Below are 16,405 nucleotides of genomic sequence, written 5' to 3'. Positions count from 1 at the left end.
TAAAACGTAAGTTCCTTGCGTAACCATATCTGACTATGCTAGGAGGGATTCCAGTTTAGGCTACCAGTTACCTCCATTTAACCCATGCACAGCAGGATATAGGTTGTCATGCTATGTCCTGTGGGTTATGCTGTCCTCTGAAGCCTTCAGAGGGAGAGAATTGGATTAATCCTCACTCTCACGAATTACTGAGTTGTCAAGGTTCAGTGTTGAGAAGATTAAGGCACTTCTCCTGATTCCTTGCCTCTAATCCACCATGAAATCCTGGTTTCTAGAGAACGAATCGCACCCCGTATGCCCTGCGGTACTTAGTCCTAATTTGAGGATGTTTTTTGCCGCGTTTTCGTCTCTATCTAACACCGTTCCACACTTACATTTGTGAGTACGAGTGCTGAGAGATTTTTTAACAATTGCGCCGCAATTAGAGCAGTTTTGGCTGGTGTACTGAGGAGGTACGGCAATTGTTACCGTGCCAAATATTTTCCCAAAATACTCCAGCCAAATCCTAAACATTGTCCAGCTAGCGTCTGATATTGATTTAGCTAGCTTGTGATTTTTAACCATATTACGCACCTTCAAGTCCTCATAGGCTACCAAGTCGTTAGACCGGACTACGCACAATGCAGTTTTAACAGCAAAGTCTTTACGCTTCCTACTTACCTTGAGGTGCTTCCTCGCTAACTTTTGTTTAGCTTTTTTGTAGTTATTGGACTGAGGTTGACCTTTCTTGAACTTCCGAGAAACTTGTTTCTGCAAGCGCTTAAGAGCCTTTTCAGACCTTCTTAGATATTTAGGATTGTTTACCTTATTACCATCAGAGTCAGTATAGAAAGCAGAAATACCCACATCAAGCCCTACAGTTTTACCTGTTGGTTGTCTCTCCTCAGTCCGGTCGTAGTCGATGCAAAACTGAGCATAAAATCCATCAGCCCGACGGACTACTCTAACTCGTTTTATTTGCTCAATTTGGTAGTAGTTTAAATTACGACTACCATAGAGTTTAAGCTCACCAGCTTTGAAGCCGTCAGTGAAGGTTATTCTGTCTCGATTCTCGGACAGTTTCCAGCCTGTGACTTTGTACTCAACAGAACCGTGGTTAGGTCTATTTTTCTTGTACTTAGGGTATCCTTTTTTTCCTGAGATCCGCTTTTTACAGTTATCAAAAAACCGAGAGATTGCAGCCCAAGCACGCTCTGCCATTGCTTGACGAGCTTGTGAGTTAAGCTTATTAGTCCAGGGGAAGTCCTTGTTCTTGGCTAGTCGAGTGACGTACTTATATAAGTCATTGCGACTTTTGGCGTTACCATCTTCCCAGAAACGAAGACAAGAATTGCGGACAAACAAGCCAGTGCGAATGGCTTCATTTAACCTTTCGTACTGATGTTGATTGCCCTTTAACTTGGCTTCGTAGACTAACATTTATCACCGAGTTGCTATGATAAGATTCTATCACAAGTGTTTTTTACTGGTAAGGGAGGACGCAAGAAATCCACTACTGCGCTTTCTTTTGGACAGGAAGCCTACACTGTACCGTCAGGTCAGTGTAAGTAGTTCACGTAACCCCACTCATCTTTCTGGTGAGGATGTTTTACCGGGGTTTATTTTAGACTTGAAACAGATATTCTAATTTGAAGTGATAGCCAGAAAACGGGAAAGCAATTCGCTAAAATCTGGGGAGGAAAGATAACTCTAATTGAGAGCTACTACTCTTGATCAGAAAGGATAATCTGACGTAATTGTGTTGCTGTCCATTCGGCAGTTTCGAGAGGAATAAGATGTCCAACATTCTCAATGGTAATCAGTTTAGCATTCGGAAGAAGACCGATAACATCACTTTGAATCAGGCTATAATAAATTACCGGGTCATCTTTAGACGCTAAAACAGTTACAGGTATACGCAATTGTACAATTTGATCCGCAATTGAGTGATTCATTCCCTCCAATAACCACCAGCGCCAAGCCGCATCTTCAACAATTTTATGAGTTTGAATTGCCACAGCATATTGTTCCTCATCTAAAGGTTTTTGAGTTGCATTTTTAATTGTTGTTTCCGCATTTTCTGTACTGGGATGGTGATCGAGCAATCGCTGTTTTTCTGCCTCCGGCATCGGTTCTTGAGTCGGAGGTGACGGAGCAATTAAAATAATTTGTTGTGGGGAAAAATCACAATTTATAGCCACTTGCAAAGCCAATTTGCCCCCCATTGAATGTCCGATTAAAGAATAATTTTTTAGATTGAGATCTGCGAGGGTTTGCGATATAGTATCAGCATACTGCTGCAAAGTCGGTTTTTGAGGGGCAGATGTTCCACCAAATCCGGGGACATTAAAGGCAATACAACGAAAGTCGGGGAGTTGTTGAGCCACCCACTGCCAGCTTATAGCAGCACCGCCAAAATAGTGAATAAAGACTAACGTTTTGTCTCCACTGCCCCACTCAACAAAGGGATGCACTTCTATTTCAGTTAACATTTTAATCTCCATTTATTGTAGGAATAGTTACTCTTAATGATGGACTGACGCAACTGAGCCACCATCAACACGATAGTTAGAACCCACAACAAAACTGGATTGTTCTGAACAGAGAAATGCAATTACAGCAGCAACTTCCTGAGCCTTTCCACGACGTTGTAAGACCAGATGAGGACGATCTTCTTTCAAGAAGCTATCAATCGCTTGCTCAAAACTAACATTGAGTTTTTGCGATCGCTGTTCCATCATTTTATCGGTCATCGGAGTCGCAATAAACGCAGGAGATACAGAATTAACCAGGATGCCATCTTGAGCATAGGCACTCGATAGATTTTTGGTTAAATTCAAAATAGCAGCTTTAGCGGCACAATAAGGCATCTCATCGGTGTAGGGCTGTACCGCATCTTCTGAACCGACTAACACAATACGTCCCCAACCTGCCTGTTGCATTAAGGGAATAAAAGCACGACAAACTCGTACTGCTGCCATAAAATCAACTTCAATGGTTTCGTACCAATCTTGATCCGTTAGTTCTAAAAATTCTTTTTGAGCGCCTGTAATTCCGGCTGCATTAACTAAAATATGAAGTGCGCCAAATTGATTGATAATTTTTTGTTTAGTTACTTCAACTTCTTCTAAATTTGTTAAGTCGGCTTGAACGGCTATCACTTCCCCAATTTTTTGGATTTCTTCAGCTGCCGACTCTAGCTTTTGAGAGGTTTTATCGAGTAAAACAATTTTCACCCCCTCGGCTGCCAATAATTTAGCGGTGGCTTGACCAATCCCTGAATCGCCACCTGTAATCAGCGCCACTTTACCTTTTATACCGAAGTCCATGAAATTTATCAAAATACTAATGTCGCTCCTAATCATAAAGATAATTCTACCCGAGATTCCTCTATCAAAAGTCAGGGACAAGTAATCAATAAATCAGAATAGTTTTCTTCTGTGGAACAGAACTTATGGTAGCGGAGCATAAAGCCCTGCCGTCTCAATACGGGGAATATAAGCGGTCTTCGCCAAATTGATTTGGCGGTGAAGGTTAACCGTGATGTAGGTCGTTATAGAATCAAGTATTCTCCTACTGCTGATTTTCCCCGTCGTATCAAACAGATATGGAGATGAACATGATCTGATGCCATAGTCACCATGCACCGGACAGCATTGATGACTCAACGAGCCGTGCTACAATTAAGGCTGAGAATTGGATATCGGTTGCAGTTGTTGCTTTCAGTGCTGACAGTTTCGTTTTCGTTCTGTTTTACTTGGCATTGCTTACCTTCCGAAATCTCTGTCTCTACATTTATCCGATTTGGGAGGTCAATTGTATGTCCGTTTATGTAGGTAATCTTTCTTACCAGGTAACTGAAGAAGATTTAAGATCGGTATTTGCTGAATATGGCACTGTTAAACAAGTGAGCATCCCCACGGATCGCGAAACAGGTCGTCCTCGGGGCTTTGCGTTCGTCGAAATGGATGCCGATACCCAAGAGCAAGCAGCAATTGAAAAGCTCGATGGTGCGGAATGGATGGGACGTGACCTCAAAGTGAATAAGGCAAGACCTCGCGAAGATCGAGGTTCCTCTTTCGGTCAAGGAGGCAGAGGAGATCGTTTCTCTAACCGCTATTAAGTTCCGAGATTGACAGAGATCAAATTTAGATTCAGTGTGCGACGGGATAAAACCCGTCTTGCTGCTGTTGAATGAAAAGCGATCTGTTGAGCAAGATCGGCAGAAATTTACAAGAGAGGAGATCGAATGGCTCAAGTTATCGTCGGTGAAAGTGAGCAACTAGAATCAGCTTTGCGTCGGTTCAAGCAAAAAGTCTCTCGGGCAGGTATTTTTGCAGATATGAAAAAGAACCGTCACTTTGAAACACTGGCTCAAAAACAAAAGCGGAAAGAAATCGCGAGACACCGGGAACGCCGACGCCTCCGTAACTCTCGTAAACGGTTTTAAAATCACCAAATTGGAGAAAGAGTAAGTGTCGAATCAATCCCTTTAACTCTCCTCAAACCTCTGACTCCCGAAGGTTGAATTTGTTGAATTCTTTGGGAGTTGATCTCAAAAAAATAATCGTCAGAGATAATTAAGTTAATAATTGAGAGCGACAAGGGTTAACAGGAGAAGTTTACTATATACTAAAGTCTGTTGAGAGGGTGACTCCCTTTTCTCCTTTTCGGAGAACCTCAAAATTAAGAGTCTCCTTTTTCTCCACCTTCTAAAACAGACTATGCCAAAAATTCTTGTTATTACCAACGGCAAAGGTGGCGTGGGTAAAACGACAACCGCAGTCAATTTAGCCGCAATCCTTTCCAAGCGCTTCTCAACTTTATTAGTCGATGCTGATCCGCAAAATTCGGCGGGCTGGTGGGTTGAGCGGGGTGAAATGCCTTTTGAGTTATCTTGTGAAACCCGTCCTCCACTGTTACAACAACTCAAACAAATCAAAAACGTTGACTTAGTTGTGATCGATACCCCTCCTACTTTACAATCAAGTTCTCTACTGACGGCGATCGCGATTGCGGATTTTTTAGTTCTCCCGAGTCAAGTCGCACCCATGGATTTAGTGGCTTTAATTGAAACCGTGAAACACACGATCACTCCAGCCAAAGTCGCTCATCGGGTTCTCCTGACTAAAGTCGATCCTCGGAGTTTGGGGGATGCCCTCGAAGCCCAAAAATCTTTGCAAGAAACCGGAATTCCTGTTTTTAGAAATTTCATTCGATCCTACAAAGCCCACGAACGTTGTCCCCTCGACGGTGTACCCATTACCCAAGCCAAAAGCAAAAACGCTAGAGAAGCCGCTTCTGATTATCGTCGAGTCGCCTCTGAACTATTAAGTCATTTAAACTAAAAAAAAACGAATAAAACCTTTTATTTTAAGACTTTTCCCTTTCGACAAACCATGAAGAAAACCTTGCGTGTCGAACCCTTGAAAGCTGTTTTGTCAGAACTGGTTAACCGACTCGTCAAGAACCGGGCTGCATTCAGTACGAACTTATACAAAACCGTGTTCCACTGATTTTACCTTTGTGGAAACTTGGGAAACGGGGATCGGCTTTAGAAACTGATCTCGCGAGCGATCATATTCAAGCGGCAACTGAAAAACTTCAGAATTTAATCGCTACTCCACCCGATATTCGGCGTTACGATTTAATTTTATGATGAATTAACCAGCATGATAGAAATTGGCGGATTTTCCGTTCCCCCTGCACACAAACGACGCATTGAAATTCCAGTTGCTCGTCTACCCACACAAACAATGTTGTCGTTACCTGTCGTTGTAATTAACGGTGTGACGAAGGGGCCGCGACTCTGGGTGAGTGCTGCCATTCATGGGGATGAACTCAATGGCGTGGAAATTATTCACCGAGTTCTACAACAAATTTCGCCGCAAGAATTGCGAGGAACAGTGATCGCAGTTCCCATTGTAAATGTATTTGGCTTTATCGATCAATCTCGGTATCTTCCGGATCGTCGAGATCTCAATCGATCTTTTCCGGGTTCTAAACGGGGATCTTTGGGAGGACGGTTGGCATTGTTATTCATGGAAGAAATTGTCAACCGTTGTACGCATGGTATTGATTTACATACGGCTTCTGATCATCGCAATAATTTACCTCAAATTCGCGCCAACCTTGATGATCCCCAAACCTACGAATGTGCTAAAGCTTTTGGTGCGCCTGTGATTATTCACTCTCAAACCCGTGATGGTTCCCTGCGACAAGCTGCAACTCAAAAGGGAATTCCGGTGTTACTCTACGAGGCGGGAGAGGCGTTACGCTTCGATCCTCATGCCATTGGAGTTGGGGTTGAAGGGGTGTTGCGGGTGATGACGAGTTTGGGAATGTACGAACCGAAAGTTCATTCTCAACCTAATGATCCGGTGGAAGTCCGCAAGACTCGATGGATAAGGGCTTCTAGCAGTGGAATTTTACTCTTGAGTGTTAAACTCGGGGAAAGAGTCTACGAAAAACAAATTCTAGGGGTGATCTCTGATGCGTTTGGAGATGCGAGTGTTCGGATACGCGCACCGATTAATGGGTTGGTGATTTGTACTCAACAAAATCCTTTAGTCAATCAAGGGGATGCGATCGTTAATTTAGCTGCTTTTTAATTCTGATTATAATTATTGGTTATGATACATCTATGTTCAAAAAAGGTTCTTGTTTGTCAAAATCGCACTTGTCGTAAACAAGGTTCGGCTCAAGTTTTAGCTGCTTTTCAAGCAGAATCTATTCCTGATGTTGGGATTGAAGCGACAGGGTGTTTAGGACAATGTGGTAATGGGCCGATGGTGATCATTTTACCGGAGGAAGTCTGGTATGATCGCATTCAACCGGAGGAAGTTTCGACTATTGTTGAACATCATTTGTATGGAGGAGAACCGGTTAAAGCTTTACTCTATCAAAAATTTGCTCCACACCATTCGGACTGAACTTGCAAGGAGAAAGAATTGATTTTCCTCTATCATTCCTTCTTTCTCCTCGTGATCTTTTACTCCGCAGGATGGGTTAAAAATGGAACTTCTATCACTTCACCCTCGACTGTTCCAACTTTCACTTTTAAACCCTTTCCACCTGCTTTGGTGCGAATATACCCTAACCCTAAAAATTCGCTTTCAGTTTGAATAAAACTGGTCAGTGTACCGATTTTTTTATCCTCTACTTTGATTTCGGTTCCCACAGTAACGGGAGCCTCTAATTTTAGTCCCCAAAGTTTTTGTTTGACCCCTTTGTAAGTATTTAAACGAGCGATAGTTTCTTGACCAATATAGCAACCTTTTTCAAAAGAGATTGTTTGCCATAATCCTGCTTCTAAAGGGTTATAATCATCGGTTAGTTCAGAATCAGGGAAAGGTCTTCCTTGCTCGATCCGAAGCTGTTCCCAGATGCGATTTCCCATGGCGATCGCTCCTGATCCGATCAAGGTTTTCCAGATCGAAACGGCATGATCAACGGATACAATTAACGTATATCCTGTTGTCGTTAAACCGCTCCCAACTGCCACTCGGACAGGAATATTTTCTATTTCAACTTGTTGATGGGTTGCATAAGGTTGATCTGTTAGAGGTGTTATTCCTAAGCTTTCTAAAAGTTGATGACTTTGCGGCCCAATTAAACTAAAAATAGCATTTTGATCGCTAATATCTTTTAATTCAACTCGATCCATCGGGAATATATATCGATCTAGCCAGTCGATTAACATCTGACGACGGTTCGGTGAAACTAAGATTAAAACCGCATCTTCGGTCACATAAAATGTGGTTAAATCAATGGTACGAGCTGTAGAACTGACAAATACGCTATCACATCCCTGTCCGGGTTGCAGAGATTGAATATTATTGGTACTTTGGTTGTGTAAAAACCGCAATCGATCTTCGTCAGAAATCTGGAGAAGTCCCCAATGACTCCGATCACATAATGCAACACCGCTTTGAGTCGCAGCGATCGCTTTACTATCATTTCCAAAACTGAGAGGAACCGTTGTAGAGTCTTCTAATGTAGCCCCTTGAGCGGTTTGAATGTCACGTAAAGGTTGAATCATGGTTGAGTGTTTGAGAGTAAAGGTTGAGTTTATATCATCTGAAAAATTATCCCGAACTTCACGGCTCATTATTATCTGAAAATTATCCAACCAATCTTTAAGAGGGCGCTGCGGTTTGCGCCCCTACCGTGTAAATTCTTGGGTTAATTCTGGGGGAGATGAACCCCAATTTTTTGACCGTTAGGTTTATAAACTTCTAAGGGAATCTTTGCATTATCACTAATAGATTCTAGGGCAATTTTCAATGTTTGAACGTGTTTTTCTGCCTCATTGCGTTTTTGAGGGTTGCCACTGCGATCGCCTGTAATGGCAGTATTTTCAATTTTTTCTACATAGTTCGGAGCTAGGCGAACCGTAATCAAATCTCGACTCACGCTATAACTACAAATTGTCGGAGAACCCGTACAAGCCGTTTTCAAATCTTGACGCGCTTTATTCACGCGAGTTGCGACCTTATTTTCCGCTTCTGCTTGCTTCCAAGACGCGGTATAAGACGTCATCAACGGTTGAATTTCCACATGATAGGAACTACTCATCGGAACTCGTTTCCCATAAGTCATCGCTTGAGACCAGTATTTTACCGCTTCTGACCAAGCCCCCCGCTCCGCAAAGATATTGGCTCGATCTGCATTATTCACCGCTCGGTTGTAAGCATCTTGTCCGACTTGTTCAATCGTTTTGCGATCGCGAGCGTCTTCTAACTGAGGCTGATATCGAGCCAGCAACAGTTGCGCCTCTTGATAAGCCGTAGTTCCGGGGGTAACAGAAGCTAATGTATTGGTCGAACTCTGCCAGGTCTCATAAACCAATTGCCAACTTTCCACGCCTCTGGCGACTCCCTGACGGGCTAGAGCGACTTGAGCGACTTTTTTGGCTTCGGCGAGGGTGCGGCCGGCTTGACGTTCGAGAGCGAGGCGTCCTCTAACTTCGGCTAAGTTTGCCCGATATTGTTCGAGTCGATTTTGAGCAAAAGGATAAATGGTATTTTCTGGGGGAACCTGTTCGAGTTGAGTGATGGCTTGTTCCCAGCGCGTTTTGAGCTGATCCCACTCCTCAACTTTATAGGGAGGGTTTTGGGCTTCTTCTGAGGCTAACCCTGCCATCCATAAGGCTTTGACGACTGCCTCTAATTCTTTAGAATCTTGTTTATAAGTCGAGAAAAGCGCTCTAGCTTGGCGATGATAGGGCGACCAAAAAGGAATTCTTTGGAGTTGTTTGATTGCTCCATCGAGCTGTTCTTTGGCAATTCCGGGCGCTTGAGAAGTGGTTACATTTCTAATGGTTTCTTCTGACTTTTGAGCTTGTTGTTTGGCGGTATCAATCACCTGACATTCACCAATTACACAAGGGCGAGTCATCACATACACACAGCCAAAAATGGCGAGTAAACTGATGCCAATTTGAGGGGTGAGTAAGTAATTCTTTTGCGTCTTTTCTGCGGGAACCTCTGGCTGTTCATCGAGGCTTTCTCTTAATGATTTTGACTGGGGGTTCTCAGATTTTGATTGGGGTATCGCGTCAATTTCTTGGATATCTTGAGGATCAAAAGGATTATCTTCCCAATCCGAAAAGGGGTTGAGTGTTTCGAGTTCCTCACGTTTGTCTTGAATTTCCACCGACGAATCTTGACGAACATCGGCAGAATTCTGGGAGTTGTCTTTTTGCAGTTTTCCTGGCTTTTCTTTAATAAGTGTAGTTTTCATGGGTTATTTTCCTCTGATGCTAAAACACACCCGAACTATGTTTGATAAAAGTGTTCGATACAGAAAAAATTATTCATCCTCAAGGCTAGAATTTTGAAAAATAATTCCGTTATATTTCAAAAAAATCACCATAGGTTTCTCCATAACAAACTGTTTGTAAACTAAAGCGTCCACCGTACCGTTTAAAAGGTTCTTCCGCATATCCCATCGCCAGGATACAACAAACATCCACCTCCTCGGGAATTTTAAAGGCTTCCTTAACTTGACGGGTTACAAATCCTTCCATCGGACAACTGTCAACCCCGTAACTTTGAGCCACAATCATCAGATAAGCAACCGATAACATCGTGTGGCGGTTTGTCCAAGCTTCGATCGAGTCAAAACAGGGACGATTTTCAAACAACGCCGGAACACTGGAGCGGATAAAATCAGCATAGGCATCATTCATCCCCGCTTCTTGCTCTTTACCCAGTTCAATCACGGATTCAATATAATCAGATTGATTAACACGGCGATCGCCACAGCAGATCAACACCACAGGTGCTTCTTCGACTTGACGCTGATCAAACGCACAGGCTTTCAACTTTTGTTTGTTTTCTTGACTGCGAACGACGATAAACCGCCAGGGTTGAAGGTTGTATCCAGAAGGAGCTTGTAAGCCGAGTCGGAGAATTTCCTGTATGATTACGCTGGGAATCACATCGCTTTTGAAAGCGCGAGCCGCCCGTCGCCGTTCGATCGCTTGTCTGAGATTAATTGAAGGTTCCATGATAGTTGCTTGAGTTTGATGAGTTGATCACAGGACAGGAGACGGAAGCATTAAACACCAGTTGCCATTTATTTTAAGGGAAGTTGTTGTCAATTTCTGCTATTTCAATCCCAACTCCCGTTTCAGCAAATTAATTGACTCGGCACCGATATAATTTTCACAGCAGAGCAGTTGTGGGGGACGGATAATTTCATCTCGGTTTCCTTGAACGGATTCTTTCACCGTCTCAAAACTCGCCTGATCGCAAATAATCACCCGAGCGCTGCGAACAATCGCGTTAATCTTGTAAGTATCCGTTAGTTGAGCGGTCATCACCAAGACTTGCTCACCCCGCAGACTGTGAATAATCACCTCTGTCGCTCGCAGTAACCCAGAACTAAGGCTGACAATTCCCAAATAGGTGCCTTTGGGTAAATCTTGAACCAGTTCGATTTCACGAGCGTAGTCATAAATATCAATGGGAATGACCCGAACTGATTTGGGTGCGGCGATCGCTTCTGCTTGGCCGATAAAATAACGACTGGTGACAATAGTTCCCGATGGGACTTGCTCAATCGTTTCAGCGAGTTGTTCGACTGGGACTAACTGTACAGGAATCCGCAGGGATTGTTCAAGTTCCTGAGCCATCAACTGACCAATCCCAATATCTTGCATGGGAGCGGTCACCAAAACTCTAGCACTACATCGCAGACGCCAGTCAATCTCGGCTAAAAACAGTTCTCTGGCTTCGCTGAGGGTACAACCTTGAGACAGGAGTTCATCTAGACCCCGTTGAATGATTTTGTTAGCTTCTGGATAATGCTCTAGGATCGGCGAATTCAGCCGAGAACCTCCTTCGTGACCCAAGGCTCGCACATAGATTCCGGAACCCGCCTGAGCTTCGACTAGACCGCTATCTTCAAGCTGACGGTAGACTTTGCTAATGGTATTACGGTGCAGTCCGGTTTGCATGGCGAGTTGACGGGTACTCGGTAAACGATGTCCCGGTGGAAACTGCCGGGAGGCAATCGCAAACCGAATTTGGTTAAATAACTGGTTAGAGGCAGGAATGTCACTATCTGGCTGAATATAGAACTGAACCATAACAAATCTCCTTAAGTCAGCCCCAGAAGTTTAAAAACGAAACCTCTGTGCTGTCATGGGTCTGTATAGGAATGTAACCTACCTCTGCCTAAAAGCGAGAGGCTTTCGTTTTGGACTACACACCCAACGCGACCAAAAACGAAAAACGATATGAGTTATTTTTGATCGGGGGTCGTGTTGCTGCACCGACGGGTTACTTCTGTGCCGATGAACTCACCGACCGTCCCGACATCCTTGAGTCAATGCAGCCAAACTGGACACTATCAAGGCTCTTAACAGGTTGGCGAGATCCGCGCCATCTCTTGCCGTACTACAGAGCTGTTTCTCGGATAGGAGTGTTTTTGCTTTTTGGGCATCACTAACAAATTTATCACGAGTTTTGGTGAGTCACTTGTCTATTTAGGGGCAATGACCTGTACTATGGAGTAGTTTACTGAGAAATTATGTTTGGCAAAAATATTTTGATATAGAAGCTCCACGAGAATGAGAATTATGTCAGATTTAGAAATTCGCACGGCTAATATTACAGTGGCTAACGGGGACTTACAGATCGCCGCTTATTTAGCTGAACCTGTTGGCGAGGGAGCATTTCCAGGTGTTGTTGTTATTCAAGAAATTTTTGGAGTCAATGATCACATTCGTGATGTGACTCGACGAATTGCTGCATTGGGCTATGTCGCGATCGCTCCGGCCATTTATCAACGTCAGGCTCCCGGTTTTGAAGTGGGTTACAGTTCAGAAGATTTACAATTGGGTCGAAAATATAAGGAGCAAACCATCGCATCGGAACTCTTAAGTGATGTACAAGCAACAATTGACTACCTGAAAAGTTTAAAATCAGTTCAGCCCGAGGGGTTTGGTTCGATTGGATTTTGTTTTGGGGGTCATGTCGTTTATTTAGCGGCGACTTTACCGGATATTAAAGCAACGGCTTCGTTTTATGGGGCTGGAATTGTCACCGGAACCCCTGGAGGCGGTGAACCAACCGTTAGCCGTACAGCCGAAATTACAGGGGTGGTCTACGGGTTCTTTGGGACAGAAGATCCTTTAATTCCCAACGAACAGGTTGATCAAATTGAAGCGGCGTTGAAACAGCATCAAATTTCTCATCAAATTTTCCGCTACTCGGCGACTCATGGGTTCTTCTGTGATCAACGGGAGAGTTATGATCAAACAGCAGCAGCAGATGCCTGGAAACACGTTAAACAGCTTTTTAGTCACGAACTGAAAGCAACCGAGTAAACTAGGTATTGGGGCTTTACTCCAGTTCAACCTTAGCAACCATAGCTCCCGACTGATGAAGGAATTGGTTATATTGGAAAATCCAGACACATTAGTCGCAGAAATTGGGTAGTTGAGAAGGGGGTCAGCATAAAAAAATTAGCCCAATAAATTGATTCTTTGTTTTCTTGTGAACTCCTATGAATACGAAAAATACGTCTTTTTCACTTGATGATTTTGCTAGAGCATTAGAGCAACATGATTATGATCTCCAGAAAGGCCAAGTTGTCCGAGGTCAGGTTTTTGAATATACGAGCGATGGTGTATACATTGACATTCTTGGTGGAAAGTCTCCCGGTTTTTTACCCCGAAAAGAAGCTTCTTTAGCCGATGTTGAAGATTTGTCTGAGATTTTACCCCTCCAAGAAGAACGAGAGTTTTTAGTCATTCGGGAACAAAATGCAGAGGGTCAAGTTATCCTCTCAATTCGACAACTTGAACTCGAAAAAGTTTGGGATCAGTTAAATGAATCTCAACAGCAAGCTCAAAGCTTTCAAGTTCGAGTCACAGGGATGAACCGAGGGGGAGTAACAGTAGATTTTGACTCGCTACGGGGATTTATTCCCCGCTCTCATTTGAGTGAAAAGGAAGACTTAAATAGCTTAATCGATCAGTTACTTACTGTTCATATTTTAGAGCTAGATCGCGATCGCAATAAATTGGTTTTCTCTCAACGTTTAGCTTCAGAATCTGTTAGTTTTGGTCAGCTAGAAGTCGGTCAATTAATTGAAGGGAAAGTCAGTAGCGTTAAACCGTTTGGTGTGTTTGTTGATTTAGATGGCGTAACCGGATTGATTCATATTAAAGAAGTCAGTCAGAAATATATCGAGTCGCTTCCGACTTTATTCCCCGTGGGTCAGGCGGTTAAAGCATTGGTGATTGATCTTGAAGAAGGGCGACGTCGCGTTTCTTTATCCACTCGACTGTTAGAAAATTATCCAGGGGAAATTGTTGATAAGTTTCCCGAAGTGATGGACTCAGCAGAAGCCCGGGCTGAACGAGCAAAAAAATTAATTATCGCTTCTTAAATTGACCGGGAAAATCTATTGATTCATCGATCAATTCGCCACCAAGACATAAAGACATGAAGGTTTATTCTTTTTGGATGTTTTTTGTGTCTTGGTTTTTTAAAACTTCTGAACTTCTCATTTCTCATGGTTTATGTACTCGGTATTGATGGGGGTGGTACAAAAACAGTTTGTTTGTTAATCGATGAAACTGGTAATATTCTCAGTCGCGGACAAGCTGGATCATCTAATTATCAAACTGGGGGAATTGATTCTGCTAAAAATGCTATTGAAACTGCTATTAATCAAGCCATTTCTATTTTTTTAGATCACAAAAATTACAATAATATTTTAATTCAAGGATTGGGAATTGGACTCGCTGGCGTGGGTCGAAAAGAAGATTTTAACGTGATTCAAAACTTAGTTGAACAGGTCAAAACTAACTCAAACTTATCAATAAATTGGGAACTAACAACAAATTCTACTGTTATTAAAAGTGATAGCATGATTGCTTTAGTTGGGGGTTTAGGTCATCAAGTCGGAATAGTCGCGATCGCCGGAACAGGTTCACAAATATTTGGACAAAATAGCCAAGGAAAAACGAAACGAGTTGGCGGTTGGGGTTATCTCTTAGGCGATGAAGGAAGCGGGTATTATATCGCAATTTCCGGGTTGAAAGCGGCGTTAAAATCACATGATGGGCGGTTGGGTTCAACTCAATTAATTTCGGCATTCAAACACCATTTAAACCTCGATAATCTTGAATCTTTAATCGAAGTTGTTTATAGACGCGGATGGACAGTTTCACAAATTGCCAATTTAGCTAAAATCGTTGATGAAGTCGCTAGAAAGGGAGATGAAATCGCCAATCAAATTATTAATACTGCGATAGAAGAATTAGTCTTCGCCACAAAAATAGCCATAGATAGTTTATTTGAACCGAATGAAAGCGTTGAAATAGTAACTATAGGCGGAGTGTTTCAAGGAATGAACAATTTTCGCTTAAAATTTATTGAATCTTTAAACCAAATCGCCCCGACTGCGAGACTGATTTTACCTCGTTATGAACCTGCTTATGGGGCGGGAATATTGGCGTTAAATGCGTTAGGATATTTTCCAGTCAACACTGGATTAGATGAAACTCAAACAGACCCTTCAACAAATTTGTTAAACTAACTAACAGTAGAACTTCACACTCAAGTAGAATGACAGCAACACAAGAAAAACAAACTCATCCAACTCCCCCCGGAAATCTCGGTTTACCGTTAATTGGAGAAACCCTTAGTTTTTTAAGAGATAAAGATTTTGCAAAAAAGCGACATCAAAAATACGGGTCTGTTTTCAAAACAAACATTTTCGGTCGCCCCACAATAATGATGATTGGAAGTGAGGCAAATCGCTTTATCTTTACGAATGAAAAGAAATATTTTGAAAGTAAATGGCCAGCGAGTACCAGAACCCTTTTAGGGCCAGATGCTTTGTCAATTCAAACCGGAGATATTCACAAATCTCGCCGTAAACTCTTAGCCCAAGCTTTTCAACCGAGGGCATTAGCAGGGTACGTTCCGACAATGGAAAGCATGACTCGTCGCTATTTACAAAAATGGGAACAGCAGAAAACTTTTGCTTGGTATCCAGAGTTAAGAAAATACACCTTTGATATTGCTTGTAAATTATTTATCGGTGATGAGACGGCTTCTGAAAGTTCAATGGGTGAATGGTTTGAAACCTGGTGTGGGGGATTATTTACGCTTCCCTTGCGTTTACCGGGAACGAAGTTTAATCAAGCATTAAATTGTCGTCAAAAATTATTAAATCAAATTGAAACAATTATTCGTCAACGCCAACACCAAGCCGAACCCGGAGAAGATGCGTTGGGTTTATTATTGCAAGCAGAGGATGAGGATGGAAATCATTTGAGTGTTGAAGAACTCAAAGACCAAATTTTAACTTTATTATTCGCCGGACACGAAACCCTAACTTCTAGTGTCACTGCTTTTTGTTTGCTTCTCGCCCAACATCGGGATGTTTTGGAAAAAGCAAGACTAGAACAACAGCAACTTCAACGAACAGAACCCCTTAGCTTTGAACAGTTAAAATTGATGCCCTATTTAGATCAAGTCTTAAAAGAAGTATTACGATTTATTCCACCCGTTGGAGGTGCATTTCGAGAAGTAATTGAGACTTGTGAGTTTAACGGTTATACGCTTCCGAAGGGTTGGACTGTTCTCTATCAAATTAAACGAACCCATCAAGATCATAGCATTTATAACGAACCTGAAAAATTTAACCCAGATCGATTTTCTCCCGAACGAACTGAGGAAAAACCCTATGGTTATCTTCCGTTTGGGGGTGGAATGCGAGAATGCTTGGGGAAAGAATTTGCAAAATTGGAGATGAAAGTATTAGCGACAATGTTGTTACGAGAATTTGACTGGGAACTGCTTCCAAATCAAAATTTAGAGATGACTATTTCACCCACTCCTTATCCAAAAGATGAACTTTTAGTGAATTTTAAGCGTTTAAATCATCTAGATTAACC

The 16,405-nt window shown here is 42.5% G+C and carries 17 protein-coding genes; 10 read left to right on the top strand and 7 right to left on the bottom strand.

The annotated features are described in order from the left end of the window. Positions 1–246: 246 nt before the first annotated feature. The 3 genes from M595_RS14825 to M595_RS14815 all read right to left on the bottom strand — a co-directional run bounded on the left by M595_RS14825 (position 247) and on the right by M595_RS14815 (position 3,308). The gene (locus tag M595_RS14825) at positions 247–1,419 is read right to left on the bottom strand and encodes an RNA-guided endonuclease InsQ/TnpB family protein (RefSeq protein WP_023067064.1); all 1,173 of its coding nucleotides are present in this window, start codon (positions 1,417–1,419) and stop codon (positions 247–249) included. A 284-nt stretch (positions 1,420–1,703) separates the two neighbouring features. Beyond that, the gene (locus tag M595_RS14820; protein ID WP_023067122.1) at positions 1,704–2,471 is read right to left on the bottom strand and encodes an alpha/beta fold hydrolase; all 768 of its coding nucleotides are present in this window, start codon (positions 2,469–2,471) and stop codon (positions 1,704–1,706) included. A gap of 33 nt (positions 2,472–2,504) precedes the next feature. Next, complete coding sequence (locus M595_RS14815; protein WP_023067097.1) at positions 2,505–3,308, bottom strand: SDR family NAD(P)-dependent oxidoreductase; 804 nt, start codon at positions 3,306–3,308, stop codon at positions 2,505–2,507. A 491-nt stretch (positions 3,309–3,799) separates the two neighbouring features. Between M595_RS14815 and rbp the strand changes: the two genes are divergently transcribed. The 6 genes from rbp to M595_RS14785 all read left to right on the top strand — a co-directional run bounded on the left by rbp (position 3,800) and on the right by M595_RS14785 (position 6,911). Next, positions 3,800–4,102 carry an RNA-binding regulator gene (gene rbp / locus M595_RS14810; RefSeq protein ID WP_009783193.1) on the top strand — a complete coding sequence of 101 codons (303 nt, stop codon included), beginning with the start codon at positions 3,800–3,802 and terminating at the stop codon, positions 4,100–4,102. 126 nt (positions 4,103–4,228) lie between these two features. Beyond that, positions 4,229–4,429: a 30S ribosomal protein S21 gene (gene rpsU, locus M595_RS14805; protein WP_023067071.1), complete on the top strand. Its 201-nt coding sequence runs from the start codon at positions 4,229–4,231 to the stop codon at positions 4,427–4,429. A 274-nt stretch (positions 4,430–4,703) separates the two neighbouring features. Then, on the top strand, positions 4,704–5,327 hold the full coding sequence (locus tag M595_RS14800; RefSeq protein ID WP_023067112.1) for a ParA family protein: 624 nt from the start codon (positions 4,704–4,706) through the stop codon (positions 5,325–5,327). Positions 5,328–5,503: 176 nt separating this feature from the next. After that, positions 5,504–5,638 carry an NIPSNAP family protein gene (locus M595_RS32740; protein WP_023067082.1) on the top strand — a complete coding sequence of 45 codons (135 nt, stop codon included), beginning with the start codon at positions 5,504–5,506 and terminating at the stop codon, positions 5,636–5,638. A 13-nt stretch (positions 5,639–5,651) separates the two neighbouring features. Further along, a complete protein-coding gene (locus M595_RS14790) occupies positions 5,652–6,590 on the top strand; it encodes a succinylglutamate desuccinylase/aspartoacylase family protein (protein WP_023067119.1) in 939 nt (312 codons plus the stop codon). A gap of 21 nt (positions 6,591–6,611) precedes the next feature. Next, positions 6,612–6,911: a (2Fe-2S) ferredoxin domain-containing protein gene (locus M595_RS14785; RefSeq protein ID WP_023067120.1), complete on the top strand. Its 300-nt coding sequence runs from the start codon at positions 6,612–6,614 to the stop codon at positions 6,909–6,911. A gap of 59 nt (positions 6,912–6,970) precedes the next feature. Here the strand turns inward: M595_RS14785 and ygfZ are convergent, their stop codons facing one another. The 4 genes from ygfZ to M595_RS14765 form a co-directional block, all read right to left on the bottom strand. Then, positions 6,971–8,020 (bottom strand): CAF17-like 4Fe-4S cluster assembly/insertion protein YgfZ, encoded by a 1,050-nt coding sequence (ygfZ, locus tag M595_RS14780; protein WP_023067070.1) that lies wholly within the window; start codon positions 8,018–8,020, stop codon positions 6,971–6,973. A 143-nt stretch (positions 8,021–8,163) separates the two neighbouring features. Beyond that, positions 8,164–9,723: a hypothetical protein gene (locus M595_RS14775; RefSeq protein WP_023067089.1), complete on the bottom strand. Its 1,560-nt coding sequence runs from the start codon at positions 9,721–9,723 to the stop codon at positions 8,164–8,166. Between the two features lie 109 nt (positions 9,724–9,832). Beyond that, entirely contained in the window at positions 9,833–10,492 is a 660-nt protein-coding gene (locus M595_RS14770) for a nitroreductase family protein (RefSeq protein ID WP_023067093.1), read from the bottom strand. Positions 10,493–10,591: 99 nt separating this feature from the next. Beyond that, positions 10,592–11,575 (bottom strand): GntR family transcriptional regulator, encoded by a 984-nt coding sequence (locus M595_RS14765; RefSeq protein ID WP_023067111.1) that lies wholly within the window; start codon positions 11,573–11,575, stop codon positions 10,592–10,594. Positions 11,576–12,067: 492 nt separating this feature from the next. On the opposite strand from M595_RS14765, the gene M595_RS14760 reads away from it, so the two are divergent. From M595_RS14760 to M595_RS14745, 4 genes are all read left to right on the top strand, one after another. Then, positions 12,068–12,817, top strand: coding sequence for a dienelactone hydrolase family protein (locus M595_RS14760; protein ID WP_023067066.1), 750 nt, complete (start codon positions 12,068–12,070; stop codon positions 12,815–12,817). 179 nt (positions 12,818–12,996) lie between these two features. Then, positions 12,997–13,884, top strand: coding sequence for a S1 RNA-binding domain-containing protein (locus M595_RS14755; protein ID WP_023067104.1), 888 nt, complete (start codon positions 12,997–12,999; stop codon positions 13,882–13,884). Positions 13,885–14,010: 126 nt separating this feature from the next. Beyond that, positions 14,011–15,039 (top strand): N-acetylglucosamine kinase, encoded by a 1,029-nt coding sequence (locus M595_RS14750; protein ID WP_023067095.1) that lies wholly within the window; start codon positions 14,011–14,013, stop codon positions 15,037–15,039. A 29-nt stretch (positions 15,040–15,068) separates the two neighbouring features. Continuing rightward, complete coding sequence (locus tag M595_RS14745; protein WP_023067074.1) at positions 15,069–16,403, top strand: cytochrome P450; 1,335 nt, start codon at positions 15,069–15,071, stop codon at positions 16,401–16,403. Positions 16,404–16,405: the final 2 nt, after the last annotated feature.

The organism is Lyngbya aestuarii BL J (genome assembly GCF_000478195.2).
In the GTDB taxonomy this organism is placed as follows: Bacteria; Cyanobacteriota; Cyanobacteriia; order Cyanobacteriales; family Microcoleaceae; genus Capilliphycus; species Capilliphycus aestuarii.
The sequence above is the reverse complement of the archived record's forward strand: the minus strand, read 5'-3'. Positions and strand labels throughout refer to the sequence as shown.